Below are 23,814 nucleotides of genomic sequence, written 5' to 3'. Positions count from 1 at the left end.
GCTGAAAACTTCGCGCCTTGACGAGCGCCGCCGCGCCTCCTTCAATACGTGACAGATGCCGCAATCGACGCTCAAACTGTCACGCTTCGGAACGCAATCTGTGTCCAACGCGGGCATTTTCAGGCGGAACCTGCCGCAAACGCGCCGGGCATGGCGGGTGCTTGCCAAGCGCGCGGCCCCGCGAGTTGCGCCGAATCGAGCGAGGCCACGCCACTTGCAGGAGCCAAGATGCGAGCCAATCCCCTTTCCACGTTGAGCGACGACCTCACGACAACGCTCGTCCCCGACGCGCCGAGCGCCCCGCCCGCCGCCGCGCGTGACGGGAGCGACGATTACGACACGCTCGCCGCGTTCCACGGCATCGAGCGCGAGCGCCTGGTGCTGATCCATCCGGGCAGCCATCACGCCGCGCCCGCCTGGCCCGCCGAACGATATGCCGATGTCGCCGACCAGCTCGCCGCCGATGGCTGGCAGATCGCGATCGTCGGCGATTCGCCCGATCCCGAGCGCACCGCCGGCGTGCTCGGCGCGATGCAGACGGCCGCGCTCTTTCTCGCGGGCGCCGTCGCGCCGGCGACGCTGCCGCGCCTGATCGCCAATGCGCGGCTGCTCCTGTCCGACGACGCCGAAGCGTCCTCGCCCGTCGCCGCCGCCCGCGCGCTCGGCACGCCGCATATCGTGCTCGACGAACATCCGCGCGACACCGGCAGCGACGCGATCGCCGCACACGCCCGCGACGCGCTCTCGCACACCGGCGGCGCGCATCCGGGCGAGCCGTTCACGCTGCACATGCCGGCGGCGCACGAATCGGCATAGACGAAGAGCCACCTTTCGGGGGACATCATGAAATTCGACATGCAAACCAATCCCGTTCCGGATCCCGTAGCGGACCCGAACCGCGATCCGGAAGCCGATCCGCTCACGCCGCCTTCGCCCGGTCATCGGCCGGAGGAGCCGCAGCATCCCGACGCGCCGCCCGACAAGGATCCGATCCGGCGTCTCTGATCCGACGCTTCCCTACGGGAATTCCCGCCCTACATTCGCCGCCCATGCCTGCCGTAAAGCGGGCATGCGGCGGCGTGCGCCGTCGCAAACGACAACGCGAATACAACGCAAACAGGCGACGGGCGCAACATGAACAGAATGACGTTGAACAAGAAGCTCGGCTCGTTGATCGCCGTGCTGTGGATCGGCTTGATCGCGATCGGGATCATCGGGGCATGGCAAAACCGGACGTCGATGATCGACGACCGCAAGGAGCAGTTGAAGACGCTCGTCAACGAGGCGCACTCGATCACCGCGCACTACGCGGCGCTCGCCGCGAACAAGACGCTCACCGAAGACGAAGCGAAAAAGCGCGCGCTGGAAGTGGTCGGCGCGATCCGCTACGGCACGGACGGCTATCTCTCGATCAACGACTCGCATCCGAGGATGGTGATGCACCCGATCAAGTCCGCGATGAACGGGCAGGATCTGTCGAGTTATGCCGATCCGGCGGGCACTCGCCTGTTCGTCGATATCGTCAAGGCGGGCGATCAGCCCGGCGGCGGCTTCATCAGCTATCTGTGGCCGAAGCCCGGCAGCGACAAGCCAGTCGGCAAGCTCTCCTACTCGCAGCGCTTCGGGCAGTGGGACTGGTACATCGTCACCGGCATGTACATGGACGACGTGCAGAGCGCGTTCTGGGCAAGCGCGCTGCGCTGGCTCGCGATCACGGCCGTGCTCGGCGGCTTCGCGACGGCCGCGATGCTCATCGTTCTGCGGAGCATCAAACGCAATCTCGGCGGCGAGCTCGAACTGGCGGTCGACGCGGCGCATCGCATCGCGCGTGGCGATCTGACGAGCAGCGTCGACGTCCGTCCGAACGACACGACAAGTCTGTTGCACGCGCTCAGCGTGATGCAGAGCGGTCTCGTCGATACCGTGTCGCGCGTGCGCAGCGGCACGGACAACATCAACGTGGGCGCGTCGGAGATCGCGGCGGGCAACACCGATCTGTCGCAGCGCACCGAGGAACAGGCCGCGGCGCTCGTGCAGACCGCGTCGAGCATGGACCAGATGACCGCGAACGTGAAGAACAACGCGGAGAGCGCCGCGCAGGCGGCGCGTCTCGCGGAGCAGGCGGCGGACGTGGCGACGCGCGGCAGCGGCGTGGTCGACGACGTCATCGACACGATGACGCGCATCACCGCGAGCTCGCAGCAGATCGGCGACATCATCGGCGTGATCGACGGCATCGCGTTCCAGACGAACATCCTCGCGCTGAATGCGGCGGTCGAAGCGGCGCGCGCGGGCGAACAGGGACGCGGCTTCGCGGTCGTGGCGGCGGAAGTGCGCAGTCTCGCGCAGCGCTCGGCGACGGCGGCGAAGGAAATCAAGGCGCTCATCGAAACGTCGACGCAGACGGTCGAGCAAGGCGCGTCGCTCGTGACGAACGCGGGCGCGACGATGACGGAAATCGTGCAATCGGTGCGCCGCGTGAACGAGATTCTCGACGAGATCAGCCACGCGTCGCGCGAGCAGAGCGCGGGCATCGAGCAGGTGAACCGCGCGGTCGTCGAGATGGATCAGGTGACGCAGCAGAACGCCGCGCTCGTCGAGGAAGCCGCCGCCGCCGCGCATTCGCTGAAGGATCAGGTCGATGTGCTGCGCGAGGCGATCGGAAGTTTCAGGCTGCCGGCGTGATTTCGGTCACGCCAGGAATCGTTCGACGAGGCGCGCCCAGTAAGCCGCGCCGACCGGCAGATTCTTGTCGTTGAAATCGTAGTGCGGGTTGTGGACCATGCAGCCGTCCTCGCCCGCACCGTTGCCGAGGCGCAGGAACGAGCCCGGCCGCTGCTGCAGCATGAACGCGAAGTCCTCGCTGCCCATCAGCAGATCGGCGTGCGCGACGACGTTCTCTGCGCCGACCAGTTCGCGCGCGACCTCCATGGCGAACTCCGTTTCCGCGTCCGAATTCACGACGACCGGATAGCCTTCCAAATACTTCACCGTCGCGCTCGCGCCGTAGCTCGCCGCCTGCGATTCCACCAGTTCCTTGATGCGGCGCCTGAGCAGTTCGCGCACTTGCGGGTCGAAGGAGCGCACGGACAGTTCGAGCGTCGCGCGATTCGGGATGACGTTGTTGACCGTTCCGGCGTGCATCGAGCCGACAGTGACGACGGCCGGCTGCGCCGGATCGACGTTGCGCGCGACGATCGTCTGCAGCGCCATGACGATGCTCGCCGTCACGACGACCGGATCGACCGACAGATGCGGCCGCGCCGCGTGCCCGCCGACGCCTTCGACCACGATCGACACCTGATCGCCCGCCGCCATGAACGGCCCCTTGCGGAACAGGAACGTGCCGGGCTGCGCGCCGGGATGGTTGTGCACGCCGAACACGGCGTCGCAATGAAAGCGCTCGAAAAGACCTTCCTCGATCATCTTCTGCGCGCCGCTCGGCACGCCGTGCTCTTCCGCCGGCTGAAAATACAGATGCACCGTGCCGTTGAAATTGCGCGTGCGCGCGAGATGGCGCGCCGCGCCGAGAAGCATCGTCGTGTGGCCGTCGTGGCCGCACGCGTGCATCTTGCCGTGCGTCTCGCTCGCCCAGGGCTTGCCGCTCTGCTCGATGATCGGCAGCGCGTCCATGTCCGCGCGCAGTCCGATGCTCTTCGTGCCGTCGCCCACCTTCAACGTGCCGACGACGCCCGTCCCGCCGACGCCGCGCGTCACCGTCCAGCCCCACTCTTCGAGCCGCTCCGCGACGAGCGCCGCAGTGCGCGTCTCCTCATACGACAACTCCGGATGACGATGGATATCGTGGCGAATTTCGCGCAGCGAAGGCGCGTCGTCGGAGAGATCGGCGATGACGGTGAAGTGGTGGTCGGACGAGATCGTCATGGAGAAGCCCTTGCGGTTGATCGGAAAACGGCGCACATGATCCTCCACATGCGCCGCGCTTGCCAGTTCCGCGCGCGTTTTTTTCGCTGACCGTAAGCGAATCGTGAAATTTCGACCGCTTTTAGCGCAGAAACCGGTCGATCACGTCGGCGAGCGTGGCGAAAGCCGGCGCGATGTCGTCGTCCGGCACGCATGCATATCCGATCAGCAAGCCGGATTCCGCGTCCGGCCGATGCGCGTAATACCCCGACAGCGGCCGCACGACGATGTTCTGCGCGAGCGCGGCGGCGGCGAGCGCGCGATCATCGACGTGGCGCGGCAGTTTCAGCACGAGATGCAGCCCGGCATCGCCCCCGGCGATCGAAAGCGTGTCGCCGTAGCGCGCGGCGATGGTCGCGAGCATCGCGTCGCGGCGCTGGCCGTAGAGCGCGCGCATCCGCCGGATATGCGACGTGAAATGCCCCTGCTCGATGAATTCCGCGAGCACGGCCTGCTGCAGCAACTGCCCTTCGCGATACAGCTCGGCGCTCGCCATCGCGAAGCTCTCCGCGAGCGCTTCCGGCACGACCACATAACCGATGCGCAGCCCCGGAAACAGCGTCTTGCCGAAACTGCCGACGTAAATCACCTGCCCCGCCGTGTCCATGCCCTGCAGCGACGCGAGCGGCCGGCTGCCGTAGCGGAATTCGCTGTCGTAATCGTCCTCGATGATCCAGCAGCGGTGCTGGCGCGCATATTCGAGCAACATGCGGCGGCGCGCGAGGCTCATCACCATGCCGAGCGGATACTGATGCGACGGCGTGACGAGCATCAGCTTCGGCGGCGACGCGAGATCGGCGGATGTCGGCGCGATGCCTTCCGCGTCGACGGGAATCGCCTTCAGATCGAGCCCCGAAACCTGCAGAACGCTGCGCACGCCCCAGTAGCACGGATCCTCCGTCCAGATCGTGTCGCCCGGATCGGCGAGCAGGCGCGCGGCGAGATCGATGGATTGATGGATGCCCGTCGTCACGACGATCTGCTCCGGCGTGCAACGCACCGAGCGCGACGTGCGCAGATAGTGCGCGAGCGCGTGGCGCAGTCCCGCGTGGCCGCCGCCCGGCGCGTAGGTGAGCAGATCGGGCAGCGGCTTGCGCCAGTATTTCGCGTGCAGCCGGTTCCACACGCGCGACGGAAACCGCGATACGTCCGGCACGCCCGGCATGAACGCGCCGCCCTGACGCTTCGACACGCCCGCGCCCGAAATCAGCCGCGCGCCGCGCGTGGAGAGCGTCGATTGTGCATCGGATGGCGCGATCGCCGCGGGCGGCGCGTCGTCGAACACGATGTCGTCGGGCGTGCTGTCCGCGACAAAGGTGCCGCGCCCCGTCGCCGACGACACGTAGCCCTCGAGCGCGAGTTGCTCGTAGACCTGCGTCACCGTGTTGCGCGCCACGCCGAGCTCGGCGGCAAGCAAGCGCGACGACGGCACTTTCGCGCCCGCCGCGAGCTCGCGCGTGAGGATGGCCTGCTGTAGCAGCCGATGCAATTGCCGGTAGATCGGCTGGCCGTTCGTGCGATCGATGCGCTGCGCCAGCCAGTCGGACAGCACGCTTGCGCGCGTCGACATCGAATTGGCTCCTATAGATTTATTGAAATGGCTCTGAACTTGAGGGCCAAATCTTACTATAGTCGTCTCTATATTCAGTCGGCCGATGCGGCCACCAACGATCCAGGAGATTTCCGTGAGCACCAACCTCAAGAACGCCGATCTGCACGCCCGCAAGAACGCTGCGACGCCGCGCGGTGTCGGCGTGATGTGCGATTTCTACGCGGCGCGCGCCGAGAACGCGGAACTGTGGGATGTCGAGGGCCGCCGCTTCATCGACTTCGCGGCGGGCATCGCGGTGTGCAATACGGGGCATCGCCATCCGAAGATCGTCGAGGCGATTCGCGCGCAGCTCGACTGCTTCACGCACACGGCGTATCAGATCGTGCCGTACGAGTCGTATGTGTCGCTCGCCGAGAAGATCAGCGCCCGCGCGCCGGGCTCGCACGCGAAGAAGACGGCGTTTTTCACGACGGGCGCGGAGGCTGTCGAGAACGCGGTGAAGATCGCGCGCGCCGCGACGGGCAGGCCGGGCGTGATCGCGTTCACGGGCGGCTTTCACGGCCGCACGCTGATGGGCATGGCGCTCACGGGCAAAGTCGCGCCGTACAAGATCGGCTTCGGGCCGTTCCCGTCGGACGTGTTCCATGCGCCGTTCCCGAATTCGCTGCATGGCGTGTCGGTCGAGGATTCGCTGCGCGCGATCGAGCATCTTTTCAAGGCGGATATCGAAGCGACGCGTGTTGCCGCGATCATCTTCGAGCCGGTGCAGGGCGAAGGCGGTTTCGTTCCGGCGCCGACGGAATTCGTGCGCGGCCTGCGCAAGATTTGCGATGACCACGGCATTCTGCTGATCGCCGATGAAGTGCAGACGGGCTTTGCGCGCACCGGCAAGCTGTTCGCGATGGAGCATCACGGCGTCGTGCCGGATCTGATGACGATCGCGAAGTCGCTGGCGGGCGGGATGCCGCTGTCGGGCGTCGTCGGGCGCGCGGAGATCATGGATGCGGCGGCGCCGGGCGGGCTCGGCGGCACGTATGCGGGCAATCCGCTGGCGGTGGCGGCGGCGCATGCGGTGCTCGACATCATCGACGATGAAGAGCTCTGCGAGCGCGCGGTTGTGCTCGGCGACAAGCTGAAGGCGAAACTCGAAGCGCTGAAGGGCGATGTGCCGCAGATCGCCGATGTGCGCGGGCCGGGGGGGATGATCGCGGTCGAGTTCTGCAAGCCCGGTTCGCATGATGCGGATGCTGCTTTTGCAAAGCTCGTGCAGACGCGGGCGCTGGAGCGCGGGTTGCTGCTGTTGGTTTGTGGCGTTTATTCGAACGTGGTTCGGTTCCTGTTTCCGCTCACCATTCAGGATGCGGTTTTTGATGAGGCGCTCGGTATTCTTGAAGATGTGTTGACGGAGACTGTTGGCGTTGCGGTTTGATTTGGTTTTTGGTTTTTGGTTTTTGGTTTTTTGTTTTGCGTTGGTCGCCGGATCCCGTATTCGCGTCGGTCTATTAGCGTTGCCCCTGTGCGGGGCAGTGCTAATAGACCACTAAGAAAACGGGATCCGGCGAAACACCGGAGCCGACACGAGAACGGGATCCAGCGACAACCCCGAGCCGACCCGAAAGGACTAGCAAATGAGCCTGAAAGAACACCTGAAAGACCCGACGCTCTTGCGTCACGCAGCGTACATCGACGGCGAATGGCAACAAGCCGACAACGGCGAAACGTTTGAAGTGGTGAACCCGGCAACGGGAGAATCCCTCGGCAAAGTCCCCAACATGGGCGCAACCGAAACGCGCCGCGCGATCGATGCCGCCAACACCGCCTGGCCCGCCTGGCGCAAAAAAACCGCCAAGGAACGCGCAGCCATCTTGCGCCGCTGGTTCGACCTGATGATGGCAAACGCCGACGATCTCGCCCTCATCCTCACGACCGAGCAAGGCAAGCCGCTCGCCGAAGCCAAGGGCGAAATCACCTACGCGGCGTCGTTCATCGAATGGTTCGCGGAGGAAGGCAAGCGCGTCGCCGGCGATACGCTCGCCACGCCCGCCGCCGACAAGCGCATCGTCGTGACCAAGGAACCGATCGGCGTCTGCGCCGCAATCACGCCGTGGAACTTCCCCGCCGCGATGATCACGCGCAAGGTCGGACCGGCGCTCGCAGCCGGCTGCCCGATCGTCGTGAAGCCCGCCGAAGCAACGCCCTTCTCCGCATTCGCGCTCGCGGTGCTCGCAGAACGCGCGGGCCTGCCGAAAGGCGTGCTCAGCATCCTGACCGGCGATCCGAAAGCGATCGGCGGCGAAATGACGGGCAATCCGATCGTGCGCAAGCTGTCGTTCACCGGCTCGACGGCGGTCGGCCGTCTGCTGATGGCGCAAAGCGCGCCGACCGTCAAAAAGGTGACGCTGGAACTCGGCGGCAACGCACCGTTCATCGTATTCGACGACGCCGATCTCGACGCCGCCGTGGAAGGCGCGATTGCATCGAAATATCGGAATAGCGGACAAACCTGCGTGTGCACGAACCGCTTCTACGTCCACGAGCGCGTCTACGATGCCTTCGCGCAAAAGCTCGCGGCAGCCGCGAGCAAGCTCAAGGTCGGAAGCGGCACGGAAAGCGGCGTCGCGCTCGGGCCGCTCATCAACGAAGCGGCCGTGCAAAAGGTCGAATCGCATATCGCGGACGCGCTCGCGAAAGGCGCCGCGCTCGCTTCGGGCGGCAAGCGGCACACGCTCGGTCACGGGTTCTTCGAGCCGACCGTACTGACCGGCGTCACGCCGGACATGAAAGTGGCGAAGGAAGAAACTTTCGGCCCGCTCGCGCCGATCTTCAAATTCTCGTCCGACGACGAAGTCGTGCAGCTCGCCAACGACACCGAGTTCGGCCTCGCCGCGTACTTCTATAGCCGCGACATCGGCCGCATCTGGCGCGTCGCCGAAGCGCTGGAATACGGCATGGTGGGCATCAACACCGGCCTCATCTCGAACGAAGTCGCGCCGTTCGGCGGCGTGAAGCAGTCGGGCCTCGGGCGCGAAGGCTCGCATTACGGCATCGACGATTACGTCGTCATCAAGTATCTCTGCATGGCGGTGTGATCGCGTTTCGTTGACGCGAAAAGAAAAAGCCTCGGCGCTTTCTGAACTGACCCCGCAAAGTTGGACAGTTTTGGGCTAGGCCGCTAAGGGCTGTTGAACCGCTTGGATTTCTTGGACAGTGCCGAGCGTTAGTGTTCGGTCTTTCATGAGCCTTCGGCCGTGGGCCGGAGGCTGTATTGCCGGGCGAATTCACCCGGTGTTAGCTCTTTGAGCGCCATGTGAGGTCGAGTCTCATTGTAGTCGCGGCGCCAAGCCTCGATCTCTCGTTTGGCTTCCGCCAACGATTCGAACCAGTGCAGGTTCAGACATTCGTCCCTGAACGAGCCGTTGAATGTCTCGATGAAGCTGTTGTCGGTGGGCTTGCCTGGCCGGCTGAAGTCGATCTGCACCTTGTAGTGGTAGGCCCACATGTCCAGCAGGCGACCCGAGAATTCGCTGCCGTTATCGGCGAACAGGAACCTCGGTGCGCGGCGCTGAGCCACCAAACGATTCAGCACTGACACGACGTCCTCGGCACGCAAGCGCTTGCCTACTTCAATGGCCAGCGCTTCACGGCTAAAGATGTCCACGACCGTCAGGGCGCGCAAGCGGGTGCCGTCGGCTAACTGGTCCGCCACAAAGTCCAGACTCCAGACTTCATTGGGACGAACCGGCACGCAACGCTCGCGGCGCGATACCACCATCTTGCGGCGCTTGGGTAGCTTCGAACGCAGTTGAAGCTGCTCTTCGGCGTAGAGCCGATAGACCCGATTACGGCTCACACGCCAACCTTCACGCTTGAGCAGCACGTGCACGCGCCGGTAGCCATATCGAACGCGCGTCTGCGCAATCTCGCGCATGCGTTGACGCAGTGCCGTTTGCGGGTCCTTGACGCTGCGATAGTAGTGGGTACTGCGAGCTTGCTTGACCAGCCGGCACGCCCGCTGCGTCGGAAGACCGTAGTGATCCACGATGTAGCTCACTGCCTGTCTCTTCAGCGCGGGCGCGGCCACTTTTTTGTGGCGATATCCTGCAGGATGGCCTTGTCCAGACTCAGTTCCGCAACTAGCTTCTTGAGCCGCTCGTTCTCATCCTGGAGTTGCTTCAGTTCGCGGACCTGGTTCGACTCCAGACCCGCGTACTGCTTCTTCCATCGGTAATACGTCTGCTCCGATATCCCGAGCTGCCGAACCAGATCCGCCACCGGCATGCCCAGCTCAGCCTGCTTGAGCGCGGCCACGATCTGCTCCACCGAATATTGCTTGCGCTTCATCGCCAACCTCCCGTTCCTATTGGGAAAATTGCCTCCGAAACACTAACACTCATTTGTGTCCAGGATTTCTAGAGCAGATCATTTCGTGCCGAGGCTTTTTGCCGTTCAGAACGTCCTGCCGATCATTGTGCCGACGTCACTTGCACCGCCGTCGCCGACACGTACACCGCATGGATCGTGTCGCCCTTCTTCAGCTTCTCGGCAGCCATGCCCGGCGTGAGGTCGAGCGTCTCGGTGCGCCATGCGCCGCGCAGCGTGATCTTGCGCTTCTTCACGTCGACGCTTTCGACGGTCGCGATCGTCTCGATGCGGCGCGTCGCATCGAAACCCGTCACGCCGTCGGCACCCACGGTCGGCTGATAGGTCGTCGTATCGATGCGCGTACGGTCGCCCTTGGCCGCGCCCGTCACTTTCTCGGCGCTGACGAGCAACGCGGCCTTGTAGGTGACGTCGATCTGGTCGCCGACTTTCAATTGCTCGAAGCCTTTGACTTCCTTGCCCACCTGGACGGTCGAATCACCGTTCGCGCCGCGCACCATCAGCGCGCGATTCGCGCGATCGATGCCGACGATCTGCGCCCGGATATGAACCGGCTGCTCCTGGCTCACGACTTGTTCCGCGGTCGCCGCCAGCGTTCTGTCTTGCGCGAGCGCCGTGCCCGTCGAAGCGACGATTGCGGACAGGGAAAGGATTGCAGCGGCACACAGTTTCAGATTCATTGAATGGACTCCTCGAATAAAAACGCGATGCGGAAATTCCGCCGTGCGACTGTCGCAACGACAGTCGAGGCGGCGTATTTATAACGTCCGCGCCGCGTGCGCCGAGCCATTCGAACGATATATTACGATTCGCCATCTTCTCCGCGACGCGCGTCGACAAAGGCGCGCCCGGCGTCTAACCGGTAGAATCGGCCCCATATCCGCCACGGGCGCGCGCCGCCCGTCTCCTTGCCGCTTCCCCGATCTCTCCAGGAGCGCTATGCGACGCTCGGCATTCTTTCTCCGCTTCATCGGCATCGGCGTTCTGTTTCATATCTATGTGGGCGTCCGGCTCATCCCGGATGCGCCCGTCGGCCTGCCGCTCAAGGTGCTGGCGGCGCTGTTGCTTGCGGCATCGGTCATCACGATTCCGCTCGGCATGGCGGCCCGGCAGATCGAACCGCAGTCGCTTGCGGATCGCCTCGCCTGGTTCGGGCTGACGGCGCTCGGTTTTTTCTCGTCGCTGCTCTTGCTGACCTTCGCGCGCGACGTGATGCTCCTCTTCGTGCATCTCGCCGACTGGCTGCGCGGCGCGCCCGTCGGTTCGCCGATGCTCGTCGGCTATAGCGCGCTCGCCGTGCCGCTCCTCGCCGTGCTCTTCTCCGCGATCGGTTTCTACAACGCGCGGCGGCGCGCGCCGGTCGTGAGCGTGGATGTGCCCATCGACAATCTCCCGGCCGCGCTCCAGGGTTTCACGATTGCGCAGATCAGCGACATCCACGTCGGCCCGACGATCAAGCGGCACTATGTGGAACGCATCGTCGCCGCCGTGAACGGGCTCGAACCTGATCTCATCGCCGTGACAGGCGATGTCGTCGACGGCAGCGTGCCGAATCTCGCCGATCACACACGCCCGCTCGCGGGCCTCAGCGCGCGGCATGGCGCGTTTCTCGTCACCGGGAATCACGAATATTACTCAGGCGCGGACAAGTGGATCGCCGAATTTCGGCGTCTCGGCCTGACCGTGCTGCTCAATCAGCATGTCGTGCTGAATCATGACGGCGCTCAAGCCGTGGTCGCGGGCGTCACGGATTTCAGCGCGGGCAGTTTCGATCCGGCGCATCGCAGCGATCCCGCGAAGGCGATCAGCGGCGCACCCGACGACGCCATCGTGCGCGTGCTGCTCGCGCACCAGCCGCGCAGCGCCACGGCCGCCGCCGAAGCGGGCTTCACGCTACAGCTCTCGGGGCACACGCATGGCGGTCAATTCCTGCCGTGGAATTTCTTCGTGCGGCTGCAACAGCCGTTCGTCGCCGGACTCGTTAAGTTCAACGGACTGTGGGTCTATACGAGCCGTGGAACCGGCTATTGGGGACCGCCCAAGCGGCTGGGCGCGCCTTCAGAGATCACGCTGGTTCGACTGGTTGCGGCTACGGCCGCATAAAAAAAGGGACGCGCGCCGTAGGGTGCGGCGCGCGTCCAGCGCTCGGGGACAAGCGCTACTCCCGATCACGGTGATGAACGGGCAACTCGATTGACGGGCGGGGCCCCGCCAGCGAGTAAGTGAAAAATAGGCGAACAGAAAAACCGAGGACATAAGAAATCTCCTAAACAATGAAACGCAGTTCGATTGTCACGGAGTCCGAATCTCCACTCACGCTTTCGCCGACATCGCCGCGGGCGTCGTCGCATAGACGCTTCTGTGCGGGGCGGTGCCCTCGCGCGCTCAGTCGGAGCGGGCGTCGAAGAACCATTCCGCGCGCTCGCGTCCTTTGCGCATCAACGCATGAATCAGCGCCGGATTGCGATCGAGCTTGGATGCATAGTCGAGCGGCCCGGGATAATCCTTCGCGTCGAGATGCATCTCCACGACGCGAACCTTGATCGGCTTGTAGCGCTTTTCGAGCGACGCATCGGCTGCAAGCAGTTCGTTCACGCGCGTCGTGAAGTAAAGCTCCTGCCCGAGCGCGAGATTGCCGGACAACTCGTTGCGACGGTCGATGATCTCGTTCATCGATTCAGGCAACTCGCGCCGATACTGCGGATTGATCTGCACGACCCAGATTTCGTCGGGCCGCGAATCGAGCGCGAAGTCGGTGAATTCGCGCACCGGCGGATTGCTGCTGAAGAGGCCGTCCCAGCACATGCGCCCATCGGCCGCGACCGCGCGATACAGCGGCGGCACCGCAGCCGAGGCGACCAGTTGGTCCTGATCGAGCCTGTCGCCGGGAAAGATCACGCGGTCGCCCGAACGCACGTCCGTTGCGCCGACGAGAAGCGTCGGCTTCGCGCGCAGTTGCGGATCGGCGGGAAGCGACGCGAAAGGCAGATGCTTGGCGAGCAGTTCGCGCAGGCGTTCTTCGGCTATCGGCGGATACAGATACGGACTGATCTCCGCATTGACGGGCAAGCGTGCATACCACGTACCGACCGCGTTGACGACGATATCCGGCCCGTCGCGCGCCTCCAGATCCTTCCAGAACGCGGCGAGACGCCGCCTGGCGTCGGGCGGGCCGCCGAGCAGCAGTCCGCACCACGCGAGCGCGCTGCACATCGCGCCGCCCGACGTGCCGGACAGCGCCACCAGTTCGAAGCGGTTGACGAACTCGCCGCTCAGCAGCCGGTCGAGCACGCCCGCGGCGAATGCCGCATGGCTGCCGCCGCCCTGACACGCGATCGCTACTTTGGGAATGGCCGCCATCGCCGCACCTCTCGCGTCCGTCGATATCGGACGTACGCTACAGGATAGGCGACACGCGCCGCTATGCCAGCGCGGCGAGCACCTGCTGCGTCGAACGAATGCGCCCGATGCGCGGAAAGATGTAGCGGCAGGTCGATTCGTGCGTGTCGGCGTTGAGATCGCTCATCGCGTCCTCGACAAACACTTGCTGATAACCGCGCTCGTGCGCGCCGCGCGCCGTCGAATCGACGCCGATCGCCGTCGCGATGCCGCCCAGCACGATCGTGCCGATGCCGCGCCGGCGCAGATGCGAGTCGAGGTCGGTATTGTAGAACGCGCCCCACTGCCGCTTCGTGACGACGATATCGGTTGCTTGCACGTCCAGTTCCGCGCACAGGTCGCTCCAGCCCGCCGGCTCGGGCGCTTCCTGCGCCTGACCTGCGTCGGTGATCGGCCGCAAGCCGCCGGGGGCGTTCGGAAACGCGACCTTGACGAACACGACCGGCGCGCCGAGCGCGCGAAAGCGGTCGGCGAGCGCGCGCGCATTGGCGAGCACGCTCGCGGCGGAGTGAGGTTGCACGGGCAAGGCGGCGATGCCCGCCTGCAAATCGATCAGCACGAGCGCGGTCTTCGCGGCATCGAGCTTGAGTTCAGGTGCGTTCATGGCGAGTCGGCTAGAAATGGATGGATGACTGCGCGATGTCAGGCTTCGTCGTGCAGGAATTCAAGCGCCGCGCCGTTCATGCAATAGCGCAGGCCGGTAGGTTTCGGACCGTCGTCGAAAACGTGGCCGAGATGCCCGCCACAGCGCCGGCAATGGACCTCGTTGCGCATGTGGCCGGTTGCGTCCGCGTGCGTCGCGACTGCGCCATCGACCGGCTTCCAGAAGCTCGGCCAGCCGGTGCCGCTATCGAATTTCGTCGCCGACGAAAACAGCGCGGATCCGCATCCCGCGCACGCGTATGTGCCGTCGCGGCGTTCCTTGAGCAGCGGGCTCGAGAACGGCGGCTCGGTGCCGCCGCGCCTCAGCACGCGGAATTGTTCCGACGACAGACGGCGCCGCCAGTCCGCGCTGGTGTGATCGATTTCGTACGATCTGGCGGGCGCCGAGGGAAACCCGCCCGTGAAGGCGGCCGCCATCGCACCGAGAAAATTGCGCTTCGTGCGCCTCATGATCTTCATACGATGAACGCCCTCATGCCTTGGTTGACAGCCGGCGCCGCGCTACGTCTTGAACCGGTATCCCGTCTTGAAGATCCACGCGACGATCGCGATAAACACCGCAAGAAACACCAGCGTCATGCCGAAACTCACGCCGACGTGGACATCGGCGAGTCCGTAAAAGCTCCACCGAAAGCCGCTGATCAGATAGACGACCGGATTGAACAACGCGACCGCCTTCCAGAACGGCGGCAGGATATTGATCGAATAGAAGCTGCCGCCGAGGAACGTGAGCGGCGTGACGATCAGCAGCGGAATGATCTGCAGCTTCTCGAAGCCGTCGGCCCAGATGCCGATGATGAACCCGAGCAGGCTGAACGTTACCGACGTGAGTAGCAGAAAGACGATCATCCACACCGGATGATCGATTCTGAGCGGCACGAATAACCGCGCGGTCAGAAGAATGATGAGCCCGAGAATGACGGACTTCGTCGCCGCCGCGCCGACATAGCTCACGACGAGCTCGAAGTACGACACCGGCGCGGACAGCAATTCGTAGATGGTGCCCGTGAACTTCGGGAAATAGATGCCGAACGACGCATTGGCGATGCTTTGCGTCAGCAGCGACAGCATCACGAGGCCGGGCACGATGAACGCGCCGTAGCTGATGCCGTCGACTTCCGGAATGCGCGAGCCGATGGCCGCGCCGAAGACGACGAAATAAAGCGATGTGGAAATGACCGGCGACACGATGCTTTGCATCAGCGTGCGCCCGGCGCGCGCCATCTCGAAACGGTAGATCGCGCGAACGGCGTATAGATTCATTTGGCTTCCCTGACGAGGCTCACGAAAATATCTTCAAGCGAGCTTTGCGTCGTTTGCAGATCCTTGAAACGCACGCCGGCTTCGTCGACGTGACGAAGCAGCGCAATAATGCGGCCCGGCTCGTCCTGCGCGTCATATGTGTACGTGAGTTCGCCGCCGTCCGCCGAACGCGCGAGGCCGTAGGGCTGAAGCTGCGTCGGAATTTCGGCGAGCGGATGTTCGAGTTGCAGCGTGAGCTTCTTCTGCCCGAGCTTGCGCATCAGCTCGCGCTTTTCCTCGACGAGCACGATTTCGCCGCGATTGATGACGCCGATGCGATCCGCCATCTCCTCCGCTTCCTCGATGTAGTGCGTCGTCAGGATGATGGTCACGCCGTTGCCCTGCAGCTCTCGCACAAGGTTCCACATGTCGCGGCGCAATTCGACGTCGACGCCCGCGGTCGGCTCGTCGAGAAACAGAATCTCCGGTTCGTGCGCGAGCGCCTTCGCTATCAGCACGCGCCGCTTCATGCCGCCCGAGAGCGTCATGATCTTGTTGTCCTTTTTCGCCCAGAGCGACAGCGATTTCAGCACCTTCTCGACGTAAGCCGGATTCTTCGGCCGCCCGAAAAGCCCGCGGCTGAACGACACGGTCGCCCAGACGGTTTCGAAGGCGTCGGTGGTGAGCTCCTGCGGCACGAGACCGATCATCGCGCGCGCGGCGCGATAGTCGGTGACGATATCGTGACCGGCGACGGTCACTTTGCCCTCGCTCGGATTGACGATGCCGCAGACGGTGCTGATGAGCGTCGTTTTGCCCGCCCCGTTCGGGCCGAGCAGCGCAAAAATCTCGCCGCGACGGATTTCGAGGTTGATGTCCCTGAGCGCGCGAAAGCCCGACCCGTAGGTCTTGGACAGATTGGAAACGGTGATGATGGTCGACATGGCGTGGACGATAGCAGATACCGCGCCTTCCGGCTTGAATGAAGGGGTCGGCCATTCGGCCAATGTTCGACGCGCGCGGCAGTGCATAAAATGGCCGTTCCCGAAAGGAGCCACATCATGCTGTTCGAACAGATCCAGACCTCGTGCCTCAACGACGCCGACCTGCCGTGGGTGCCGTTCACGCCGTACAGCGAGCGCGTGCTCGTCAAGTATTTCAAGCTCGACCCGGTTCGCGGCGAAGTCATCGCGATGATGAAGGCGCCGGCGAAAGGCGAGATGCCCCGTCATCGTCATACGGGAACCGTGATCGTCTATACGGTGCAGGGGCGCTGGAAATATCGCGAGCACGAGTGGATCGCGGAGCCGGGCAGCATCGTGTACGAGACGGCGGGTTCGAGCCACACGCCCGAGGCGCTGCCACCGGATTCGGGGGGCGCGGACATCGTCACGCTCAATATCATTCAGGGCGAACTGCTGTTCGTGAACGACAAGGGCCACGTCCTCGCCGCCGAAAACTGGAAAAGCGGACTCGACCGATACCTTGCGTTTTGCGACGCAAACGGCATCGCGCCAAAAGATCTGACCGCCTTTTCCGCTGGTTAGAATCGATGCCAGGACGCGCCTCGCGCGCTTTCGACCATTTCCGGTTTGCCGGCCGCACGCGCCGGCGCAGATCAAGGAGGAGCAAAAGCATGAAGATTCAGACCGTCGGCATCGTCGGCGCAGGAACCATGGGCAACGGCATCGCGCAGGTCGCCGCCGTCGCGGGCTTCAAGGTCGTGATGATCGACGTCACCGACGCCGCGCTCGCAAAAGGCATCAAAACGCTGACGGGCAGCCTCGAGCGGCTCGTGTCGAAGGACAAGCTGGAGGCATCGGCGCGCGACGCGGCGTTGACGCGCATCGAAACGTCGACCGATTACGGGCGTCTCGCCGCAGCGGACATCGTTATCGAAGCCGCGACCGAGAACGCCGAGCTCAAGAACCGCATTCTGAAGCAGATCGAAGACGCCGCGCGCGCCGATGCGATCATCGCGTCGAACACGTCGTCGATTTCGATCACCGCGCTCGCCGCGACGCTCGCCACGCCCGAGCGCTTCATCGGCATGCACTTTTTCAATCCGGTGCCGCTCCTGCAACTCGTCGAAGTGATTCGCGGCGTGCAGACGAGCGATGAAACCGCGTCCGCCGTGCGCGAACTCACCGAGAAGCTCGACAAATCGCCGATCGGCGTGCGCAATTCGCCGGGCTTCGTCGTCAACCGCATTCTCGTGCCGATGATCAACGAAGCGTTCTTCGTGCTGTACGAAGGCGTCGCGAGCGCGGAGGAAATCGACGCCGGCATGAAGCTCGGCGCGAATCATCCGATCGGACCGCTCGCGCTCGCGGACCTGATCGGCCTCGACGTGTGCCTCTCGGTGATGGACGTGTTCCTCAAGGACTTCGGCGATTCCAAGTACCGCGCCTGCCCGCTGTTGCGCGAGCTCGTGTCGGCGGGACGCCTCGGTCGCAAGACGAAGCGCGGCGTGTATCAGTACGATTGAGAAGCGACGAAATCGAGCACCGGTCCGGCGGGCACGATGCCCGTCGGATTGATCGTCCGATGGCTCTCGTAGTAATGCCGCTTGATGTGCTCGAAGTTCACGGTCGCGGCGATGCCCGGCATCGCGTAAACGTCGCGCACGAACTTTGACAGATTCGGATAATCCGCGATGCGCCGCAGATTGCACTTGAAGTGGCCGAAGTACACGGCGTCGAAGCGCACGAGCGTCGTGAAGAGGCGAATGTCGGCTTCGGTGAACCGGTCGCCCGCGATATGGCGGTGCGTGCCGAGGCGTTCTTCGAGAAAATCGAGCGTCTCGAAGAGCGGCATCACCGCTTCCTCGTAGGCGGCTTGCGTCGTCGCGAAACCCGCCTTGTAGACGCCATTGTTGACCGTGTCGTAAATGCGCGCGTTGAGCGTGTCGATCTCTTCGCGCAACTCGCGCGGATAGTAATCGCCCGGCTTCGCGCCGATGCCGTCGAACGCCGAATTCAGCATCCGAATGATTTCCGACGACTCGTTATTGACGATCGTCCCGCGCTGTTTGTCCCACAGAATCGGCACCGTGACGCGACCGGTGTAATGCGGATCGGCGGCGGTGTACACCTGATGCAGATAGCGCGCGCCGTTGATCGAATCGGGCACGACGCCCGGCGCGTCGTCGAAGGTCCAGCCGTTTTGGAGCATCAGCCAGTTGACGACCGATACGTCGATCATCGCTTCCAGCCCCTTGAGCGCGCGCATGATGAGCGTGCGATGCGCCCAAGGGCACGCGAGACTCACATACAGGTGATAACGCCCTGCCTCGGCCTTGAAGCCGGTATCGCCGTCCGCCGTGACCCAGTTGCGAAACGCCGCGTCCTTGCGCACGAAGCGTCCGCCCGTGGATGACGTGTCGTACCACTTGTCCTGCCATTTTCCGTCGACGAGCAGTCCCATTTCGATTCTCCTTGCGTGGGGTGGCGCAATCGGCGCGCCACGGCATTCATATCAATCAGTCTTGTTCGATGAAGCGCACGAGTTGCGCCATCGTCGCGTCCGGCGCTTCTTCCATCAGCCAGTGGCCCGCGCCCGGCACGACCACGCCTTGCACGTTCGTCGCGACGAGCTTCGCCTGATCGATCAGAAACGTGCCCGACGCGCGCTCGCCGGTGAGGACGAGCATCGGCATCGGAAGCGGCGTCTTCGCGAACGCGGCAAAATCGTCCGCGTCTTGCGGGAACGCATGAAAGTATTCGAAACCCGCGCGCATGCGGCCGTTGCGCGCGTATTGCGCCGAATAATAGCGGCGATCGGCTTCGCTCACCGAATGCGCGGGATCGGCGGCGAAGTCGTTCCAGAAGTGCTCGAAGAAAACGCGCTCGCGTCCGCGAACCAGCTTTTCGGGCGTGTCGCCGTAGAAATTGAAGTGCCATTTATCGCGCAACAGCCAGACTTTCTGCCAGTCGCCGACGCCCGGCAGAAACGCGTCCATCAGCACGATGCTTTCGACTTCGTCGGGATATTGCGCGGCGTACGCATACGCGACCATCAGCCCGATGTCATGCCCGACCAGCTTCACCTTGCGATAGCCCAGCGCTTGCACCATCGCGTGAATGTCTTGCGCGAGCGTCTTCTTGTCGTAGCCGGAAGCGGGCATCGCGGAGCCGCCCGCGCCCGGCAGATCCGGCGCGATTACGACGCGCTCACCGCCAAGACGCGTCATCAGCGGTTGCCACATGCGGCTCGTTTCCGTGTAGCCATGCAGGAGGACGACGGGCGTCGCGTCGCCGTGTCCAACTTGCAAATAGTGCAGTTCGACGCCGTTCGCATCGATCGTGCGGGACTGCATCGCGCTCGCGGCGGCGACGGGTTGCGGCGGGCGCGGCGCGTTCGCGGCATACGCGGACGGTTGCAGCGCAGCGGCGGCGACAAGCACGCCAACGGCGCGGCGGATCGTGTGTAGGAAGGTTTTCATCGTTCAGCTCCATCGAAGGTTCGGTTATCCGATGACGCTCAGGTTGGCCCCCCGCCGCGCTTTTGCCGTACGATCCGGACGATGAACTCGTTCGATGGAGTCGAACATGTTGTCAGAGGAAGAACTCTCGCTGCTCGATGCGATTCGTGAAACCGGCAGCTTGTCGCGCGCGGCGGCGCGGCTCGGCAAGGCGCCGTCCACCGTGTCGCACGCGGCGCGGCAACTGGAAACGCGTTTCGACGCGCTGCTCTTCGACCGGCGGCGTTATCGGCTGCAACTGACGCCCGCCGGACATCTTCTCGCCGATGAAGCCTCGCGCCTGATGCTCGACGTGTCGCGGCTCACGCAGCGCGTGAAGCAGGTCGCGAGCGGCTGGGAAGACCGGCTGTGGCTCGTCTGCGATGAAATCCTCGAATTCGAGACGCTGCTGCCGGTCGTGCAGGCGTTCGATGCGCTCGGTTCCGGCGTGGCGCTGCGCATCACGCACGAAGTGCTCTCCGGCACCTGGGAAGCGTTGCGCGACGGCCGCGCGGATCTGATCGTCGGCGCGACCAACGAGCCGCCCGCGATTCCCGGTCTGCGCTGGTTCGAGCTCGGCGTGATGCAGTGGGTGTTCGCCGTGTCGCCGCGTCATCCGCTCGCGAGCGTCAGCGGGCCGCTCAAGCGCGAGCAGATCGCGGCGCATCGTGCGGTTGTCGTCGCGGATTCGTCGCGTTCGGCGGGACGCGCTTACGGCGTGCTCGGCGGTCAGGCCGCGCTCGCCGTGCCGACGATGCGCGCAAAAATTCTCGCCCAGCGGCAAGGCCTGGGCACGGGCTGGGTGCCGCGGTATCGCGTGCAGGCGTTGTTTGCGCGCGGCGAACTCGTCGAAAAGGAAACCGCCGATCCGCGCGAGCCGAACGTGTTGTATGTGGGCTGGCGCGGCGATCACGAAGGCCGCGCGCTGCAATGGTGGATCGAGCAGTTGCGGCAACCGCGTCTCGCGCAACGTCTCGTCGATGGCATCGACGCGTTCGCGTGACGCGGCCGCGTGTTCGCGAAACGGCCGAAGCCAGCGATTTGCAGCGCGTCGGCGCGCAACGCTCCCCGGCCGATTAACCCTTCGACAGCAACTCGACGACGCGCATCGAATGCGTCTGCTCGGCGATGTCCATCGCTGTCAGGCCGCGATCGTCGCGCAGATCGCGTTTCGCGCCGCGCGCGAGCAACATCGACGCGGTTTCGTCGCGATCGTAGCCTGCCGCCCACATCAGCGCGGTCAGATGATTGCGATACGCCGCGTTCACATCGACACCGGCATCGAGCAGAAGCTGCACGATCGCCGTGCGCCCCTGCCCCGCCGCGTATTCGATCGCCGTCTTGCCGACGCGATCCGTCGCGGCGACATCCGCGTGACGCGCGATCAACAGCGCGGCGATTTCGTCGTTGCCGTCGAAGGCCGCGGCCATCAGCGGCGTGATGCCCTGCACGTTGGCCTGGCTGACGTTCGCGCCGCGCTCGATCAGTATGCGCGCCATCGGCGCGAGGCCCTTCTTGCACGCGCTGATGAGCGGCGTGTCGCCGATGCGATTGCGCGAATCGATCGCCGCGCCTTCATCGAGCAAGCGCGCGACGGACGCCTGATCGCCTTCGCGCGTCGCGGAAAGCAGGCGTTCGTTGAGCGTGTAGGCGTCCTCTTGCGCGTAAGCGATCGCGCATGTCATCGACAGGAAAATGGTCAGCAAGCGTAGGCGTTTTGTCATGCGTCATTGCAGATTCGCGATGTAGTTCGCCAGATTCTCGATGTCCGCGTCGGTCAGATTCTTCGACACGCTCGTCATGTTGCCCGCGTCGTTGGTGCGCTTCCGGTCGCGGAAGTCCTGCAACTGCTTCACGATGTACGGATACTGCTGTCCCGCCACGCGCGGGATCTCGTTCTGCCCGGAGAAGCCGCCGAGATGGCACATCGTGCACAGAATCTCTTCGGACTTCTTCCTGCCCGCTTCCACTTTCACCGGGTCCGCCTTGAAATCGGCGGCGATGGGCTTTTGCGCGGCGAAGTAATCGGCGAGCAGGTGCATGTCGTCGGGCGTGAGATTCGCGGCCATCGGCGACATCCGCGGATCGCTGCGGCGGCCCGCCTTGAAGTCGCGCAATTGCAGATAAATGTAGCGCGACGTTTGCCCCGCGAGCGACGGATAATCGCCCGTCGTCGAATTGCCGTTGATGCCATGGCACGATGTGCAGATGGCGGCCTTCGTCGCGGCAGCCGTCTGCGCGTCCGCGGCGCGCGAGAGCGACGGCAGCGACAACAGCAGACACGCGACGAGCCACAGCGCGTAGACGAGCCAGACACGCACGCGTTTCGATCGCTTCGAAGGCGTCATCATCGAGGCAGCGCGAACACGAGCAGGCTGTTGCCGCGCTTGAAGTCGAGCTGCGTGTTGCCGCCCGCCGCGACCGCGATGTACTGCTTGCCGTTCACCATGTACGACACCGCCGGCGCGTTGACCCCCGCGCCGCACTGGAACTCCCAGAGCTTGCGGCCGGTGGCGGCGTCGAAGGCGCGGAACAGGCCGTTGCCTTCGCCGTTGAAGACGAGCCCGCCCGCCGTCGCGAGTACGCCGCCGATCAACGGCTGATCCGTCTTGAAGCCCCACGCGATCTTGCCGGTATCGACGTTCACCGCAACAAGCCTGCCCCATTGCTGCTCGGAAGGAATCACCTTGAACGCGCCGCCGAGCCACAGCTTGCCGCCGGGGTACGCGACTTCCTCGACCTGATACGTCATCGGCTGATGCAGGTTCGCCGCATACGCCATGCGCGTCTTCGGGCTGAAGGCCATCGGCGACCATTCGACGCCGCCGTTCGCGCCCGGCAGCATCCGCGCGCCGGTGGGCGTCGGCAGTGTCCACACGCCTTCCTGCGGAATCATCGCTTCGGAGACGCGAATCAGCTTGCCGTCGCGGCGATCGTGCACATAGACGAAGCCCGTCTTGCCGCCGTGGATGATGCCCGGAATCATCTGCCCGTTCTTGTCCTTCACGTCGATGAGAATCGGCGGGCTCGCCGCGTCGAGATCCCATACGTCGTGCGCGATGTACTGGAAGTGCCACTTGTACTTGCCGCTGTCGAGATCGACGGCGACGAGCGAATCGGTATAGAGATTGTCGCCGGGACGAATCGCGCCGTAGAGGTCCGGCGACGGATTGCCGACCACGAAGTACACCGTGCGCGTCTTGCGATCGATCGCGGGCGCCATCCACACGCCGCCGCCGAGCGTCTTGTTGAAGTCGCCGCCCTTCTCCGCGAGCGTCTTCTTTTCCGCCGCGATGTCGCGCTTCATGTTGCGGCCGACGGCGTCGTTCTCGGCCCAGACGCCTTCGCTGCCGGTATCGGGAATCGTGTAGAACGTCCACAGCAACTGGCCGGAGTTCGCGTCGAACGCCTTCACGAAGCCGCGTATGCCGTACTCGCCGCCGTTCGTGCCGATCAGCACCTTGTCTTCGACGACGACGGGCGCCATCGTCTCCGAATAGCCTTCTTCGGGATCGGCGATCTGCGTCGACCAGAGCACGTTGCCGGTCTTCGCATCGAGCGCGACGAGCTTCGAATCGAGCGTGCCCATGAAGAGCCGGTCGCCCGAGATCGCCACGCCGCGATTGTTCGGACCGCAGCAGAACGTCGTGACCGGACCCATCTTGTGCTTGTAATGCCAGAACTCCTTGCCCGTGACCGCGTCGATCGCGTAGACGTGGTTGTAGGACGTGGTCAGGAACATCACACCGTTCGAGACGATCGGCGCGGTTTCCATCGACTCCATCACGGCGGTCTGGAAGATGAACGCCGGTTTGAGCTTGGCGACGTTCGACGTGTTGATCTGCGTCGCGGGCGCGTAGCGCGTTTCGGCATACGATCCGTTCGAATGCAGCCACGACGCGCTGTCGCCCGCGGCGCCGTCGAGCTGCTGCTGCGAGATGGATCGCAGCGAGCTCGGGACTGGCGAGGCTTGCGTCGTGTTGGCGTTCTGGATTTCGTCGGCGGCTTCGATTCCGGGCGATGTCACGATCCCGAAAGCACCGACGGCAACAATGAGCGCAACGAGCGAGGTACGGGAAAAACCGGCCATGTCAGTCTCCCAAATCGTTCTTGTGTGGGCCTCGTTATGCGCGGCGGAACATTGCGTGCCCTCTTCTGCGCCCGCAAAAAAGAATAGGCAATTTAAAAATGC

23 protein-coding genes are annotated in these 23,814 nt (G+C 64.2%); 9 read left to right on the top strand and 14 right to left on the bottom strand.

Translation table 11 applies throughout. From position 1 onward, the window contains the following. Positions 1-228: 228 nt before the first annotated feature. From LDZ23_RS16135 to LDZ23_RS16125, 3 genes are all read left to right on the top strand, one after another. A complete protein-coding gene (locus tag LDZ23_RS16135; protein WP_008353823.1) occupies positions 229-816 on the top strand; it encodes a glycosyltransferase family 9 protein in 588 nt (195 codons plus the stop codon). Positions 817-855: 39 nt separating this feature from the next. Then, positions 856-1,005 (top strand): hypothetical protein, encoded by a 150-nt coding sequence (locus LDZ23_RS16130; RefSeq protein WP_162483418.1) that lies wholly within the window; start codon positions 856-858, stop codon positions 1,003-1,005. Between the two features lie 138 nt (positions 1,006-1,143). After that, positions 1,144-2,685, top strand: coding sequence for a methyl-accepting chemotaxis protein (locus tag LDZ23_RS16125; protein ID WP_034474397.1), 1,542 nt, complete (start codon positions 1,144-1,146; stop codon positions 2,683-2,685). 6 nt (positions 2,686-2,691) lie between these two features. Here the strand turns inward: LDZ23_RS16125 and LDZ23_RS16120 are convergent, their stop codons facing one another. Both LDZ23_RS16120 and pdxR read right to left on the bottom strand, forming a co-directional pair. Next, a complete protein-coding gene (locus tag LDZ23_RS16120; protein WP_033536952.1) occupies positions 2,692-3,885 on the bottom strand; it encodes a M20 aminoacylase family protein in 1,194 nt (397 codons plus the stop codon). 121 nt (positions 3,886-4,006) lie between these two features. Then, positions 4,007-5,494 carry a MocR-like pyridoxine biosynthesis transcription factor PdxR gene (gene pdxR / locus LDZ23_RS16115; protein ID WP_008353827.1) on the bottom strand — a complete coding sequence of 496 codons (1,488 nt, stop codon included), beginning with the start codon at positions 5,492-5,494 and terminating at the stop codon, positions 4,007-4,009. 187 nt (positions 5,495-5,681) lie between these two features. Here pdxR and gabT point away from each other — a divergent pair, with 187 nt between their 5' ends. Continuing rightward, complete coding sequence (gabT, locus tag LDZ23_RS16110; protein ID WP_235366316.1) at positions 5,682-6,905, top strand: 4-aminobutyrate--2-oxoglutarate transaminase; 1,224 nt, start codon at positions 5,682-5,684, stop codon at positions 6,903-6,905. 199 nt (positions 6,906-7,104) lie between these two features. Further along, positions 7,105-8,565 (top strand): NAD-dependent succinate-semialdehyde dehydrogenase, encoded by a 1,461-nt coding sequence (locus LDZ23_RS16105; protein ID WP_008353830.1) that lies wholly within the window; start codon positions 7,105-7,107, stop codon positions 8,563-8,565. Positions 8,566-8,708: 143 nt separating this feature from the next. Here the strand turns inward: LDZ23_RS16105 and LDZ23_RS16100 are convergent. Beyond that, positions 8,709-9,817, bottom strand: a protein-coding gene (locus LDZ23_RS16100) for an IS3-like element ISBcen22 family transposase (protein ID WP_124633364.1) whose coding sequence is annotated in 2 segments (ribosomal slippage) — positions 8,709-9,556 and positions 9,556-9,817 — 1,110 coding nt in all. Because the reading frame shifts where the segments join, the coding sequence is not laid out codon by codon here. 122 nt (positions 9,818-9,939) lie between these two features. Further along, positions 9,940-10,536, bottom strand: coding sequence for a hypothetical protein (locus LDZ23_RS16095; protein ID WP_008353834.1), 597 nt, complete (start codon positions 10,534-10,536; stop codon positions 9,940-9,942). Between the two features lie 259 nt (positions 10,537-10,795). On the opposite strand from LDZ23_RS16095, the gene LDZ23_RS16090 reads away from it, so the two are divergent. Beyond that, entirely contained in the window at positions 10,796-11,959 is a 1,164-nt protein-coding gene (locus LDZ23_RS16090) for a metallophosphoesterase (protein WP_008353835.1), read from the top strand. A gap of 282 nt (positions 11,960-12,241) precedes the next feature. On the opposite strand, the gene LDZ23_RS16085 is transcribed toward LDZ23_RS16090, so the two are convergent. The 5 genes from LDZ23_RS16085 to LDZ23_RS16065 form a co-directional block, all read right to left on the bottom strand. Next, positions 12,242-13,216: a patatin-like phospholipase family protein gene (locus LDZ23_RS16085; RefSeq protein WP_244808189.1), complete on the bottom strand. Its 975-nt coding sequence runs from the start codon at positions 13,214-13,216 to the stop codon at positions 12,242-12,244. 61 nt (positions 13,217-13,277) lie between these two features. Next, positions 13,278-13,859 (bottom strand): hydrolase, encoded by a 582-nt coding sequence (locus LDZ23_RS16080; protein WP_008353837.1) that lies wholly within the window; start codon positions 13,857-13,859, stop codon positions 13,278-13,280. 38 nt (positions 13,860-13,897) lie between these two features. Then, entirely contained in the window at positions 13,898-14,377 is a 480-nt protein-coding gene (gene msrB, locus LDZ23_RS16075) for a peptide-methionine (R)-S-oxide reductase MsrB (protein WP_008353838.1), read from the bottom strand. A gap of 42 nt (positions 14,378-14,419) precedes the next feature. Further along, positions 14,420-15,181 (bottom strand): ABC transporter permease, encoded by a 762-nt coding sequence (locus LDZ23_RS16070; protein ID WP_008353839.1) that lies wholly within the window; start codon positions 15,179-15,181, stop codon positions 14,420-14,422. Then, a complete protein-coding gene (locus LDZ23_RS16065; protein WP_008353841.1) occupies positions 15,178-16,104 on the bottom strand; it encodes an ABC transporter ATP-binding protein in 927 nt (308 codons plus the stop codon). The genes LDZ23_RS16070 and LDZ23_RS16065 overlap by 4 nt, the downstream gene beginning before the upstream one ends. A 117-nt stretch (positions 16,105-16,221) precedes the next feature. Between LDZ23_RS16065 and LDZ23_RS16060 the strand changes: the two genes are divergently transcribed. Both LDZ23_RS16060 and LDZ23_RS16055 read left to right on the top strand, forming a co-directional pair. Continuing rightward, positions 16,222-16,707, top strand: a complete 486-nt coding sequence (locus tag LDZ23_RS16060) for a 2,4'-dihydroxyacetophenone dioxygenase family protein (protein WP_008353843.1) — start codon at positions 16,222-16,224, stop codon at positions 16,705-16,707. An 89-nt stretch (positions 16,708-16,796) separates the two neighbouring features. After that, positions 16,797-17,648 (top strand): 3-hydroxybutyryl-CoA dehydrogenase, encoded by an 852-nt coding sequence (locus LDZ23_RS16055; protein WP_008353844.1) that lies wholly within the window; start codon positions 16,797-16,799, stop codon positions 17,646-17,648. On the opposite strand, the gene LDZ23_RS16050 is transcribed toward LDZ23_RS16055, so the two are convergent. Both LDZ23_RS16050 and LDZ23_RS16045 read right to left on the bottom strand, forming a co-directional pair. Further along, complete coding sequence (locus LDZ23_RS16050) at positions 17,636-18,586, bottom strand: glutathione S-transferase family protein (protein WP_008353845.1); 951 nt, start codon at positions 18,584-18,586, stop codon at positions 17,636-17,638. The two genes, LDZ23_RS16055 and LDZ23_RS16050, sit on opposite strands and share 13 nt — an antisense overlap. Before the next feature lie 55 nt (positions 18,587-18,641). Beyond that, positions 18,642-19,604: an alpha/beta fold hydrolase gene (locus LDZ23_RS16045; RefSeq protein WP_008353846.1), complete on the bottom strand. Its 963-nt coding sequence runs from the start codon at positions 19,602-19,604 to the stop codon at positions 18,642-18,644. 106 nt (positions 19,605-19,710) lie between these two features. Here LDZ23_RS16045 and LDZ23_RS16040 point away from each other — a divergent pair, with 106 nt between their 5' ends. After that, positions 19,711-20,625, top strand: coding sequence for a LysR family transcriptional regulator (locus LDZ23_RS16040; RefSeq protein WP_008353847.1), 915 nt, complete (start codon positions 19,711-19,713; stop codon positions 20,623-20,625). A 73-nt stretch (positions 20,626-20,698) separates the two neighbouring features. Here LDZ23_RS16040 and LDZ23_RS16035 read toward each other — a convergent pair whose 3' ends face one another. Genes LDZ23_RS16035 through LDZ23_RS16025 form a run of 3 tightly spaced genes read right to left on the bottom strand, consistent with a single transcriptional unit; the run spans position 20,699 to position 23,712 of the window. After that, the gene (locus tag LDZ23_RS16035) at positions 20,699-21,346 is read right to left on the bottom strand and encodes an ankyrin repeat domain-containing protein (protein ID WP_008353849.1); all 648 of its coding nucleotides are present in this window, start codon (positions 21,344-21,346) and stop codon (positions 20,699-20,701) included. Between the two features lie 3 nt (positions 21,347-21,349). Continuing rightward, entirely contained in the window at positions 21,350-21,973 is a 624-nt protein-coding gene (locus LDZ23_RS16030; RefSeq protein WP_008353851.1) for a c-type cytochrome, read from the bottom strand. Then, positions 21,970-23,712 carry a pyrroloquinoline quinone-dependent dehydrogenase gene (locus LDZ23_RS16025; RefSeq protein ID WP_008353852.1) on the bottom strand — a complete coding sequence of 581 codons (1,743 nt, stop codon included), beginning with the start codon at positions 23,710-23,712 and terminating at the stop codon, positions 21,970-21,972. Before LDZ23_RS16025 ends, LDZ23_RS16030 begins: the two co-directional genes overlap by 4 nt. Positions 23,713-23,814 lie beyond the last annotated feature (102 nt).

The sequence above is a fragment of the Caballeronia zhejiangensis genome (genome assembly GCF_022879815.1).
In the GTDB taxonomy this organism is placed as follows: Bacteria; Pseudomonadota; Gammaproteobacteria; order Burkholderiales; family Burkholderiaceae; genus Caballeronia; species Caballeronia zhejiangensis.
The sequence above is the reverse complement of the archived record's forward strand: the minus strand, read 5'-3'. Positions and strand labels throughout refer to the sequence as shown.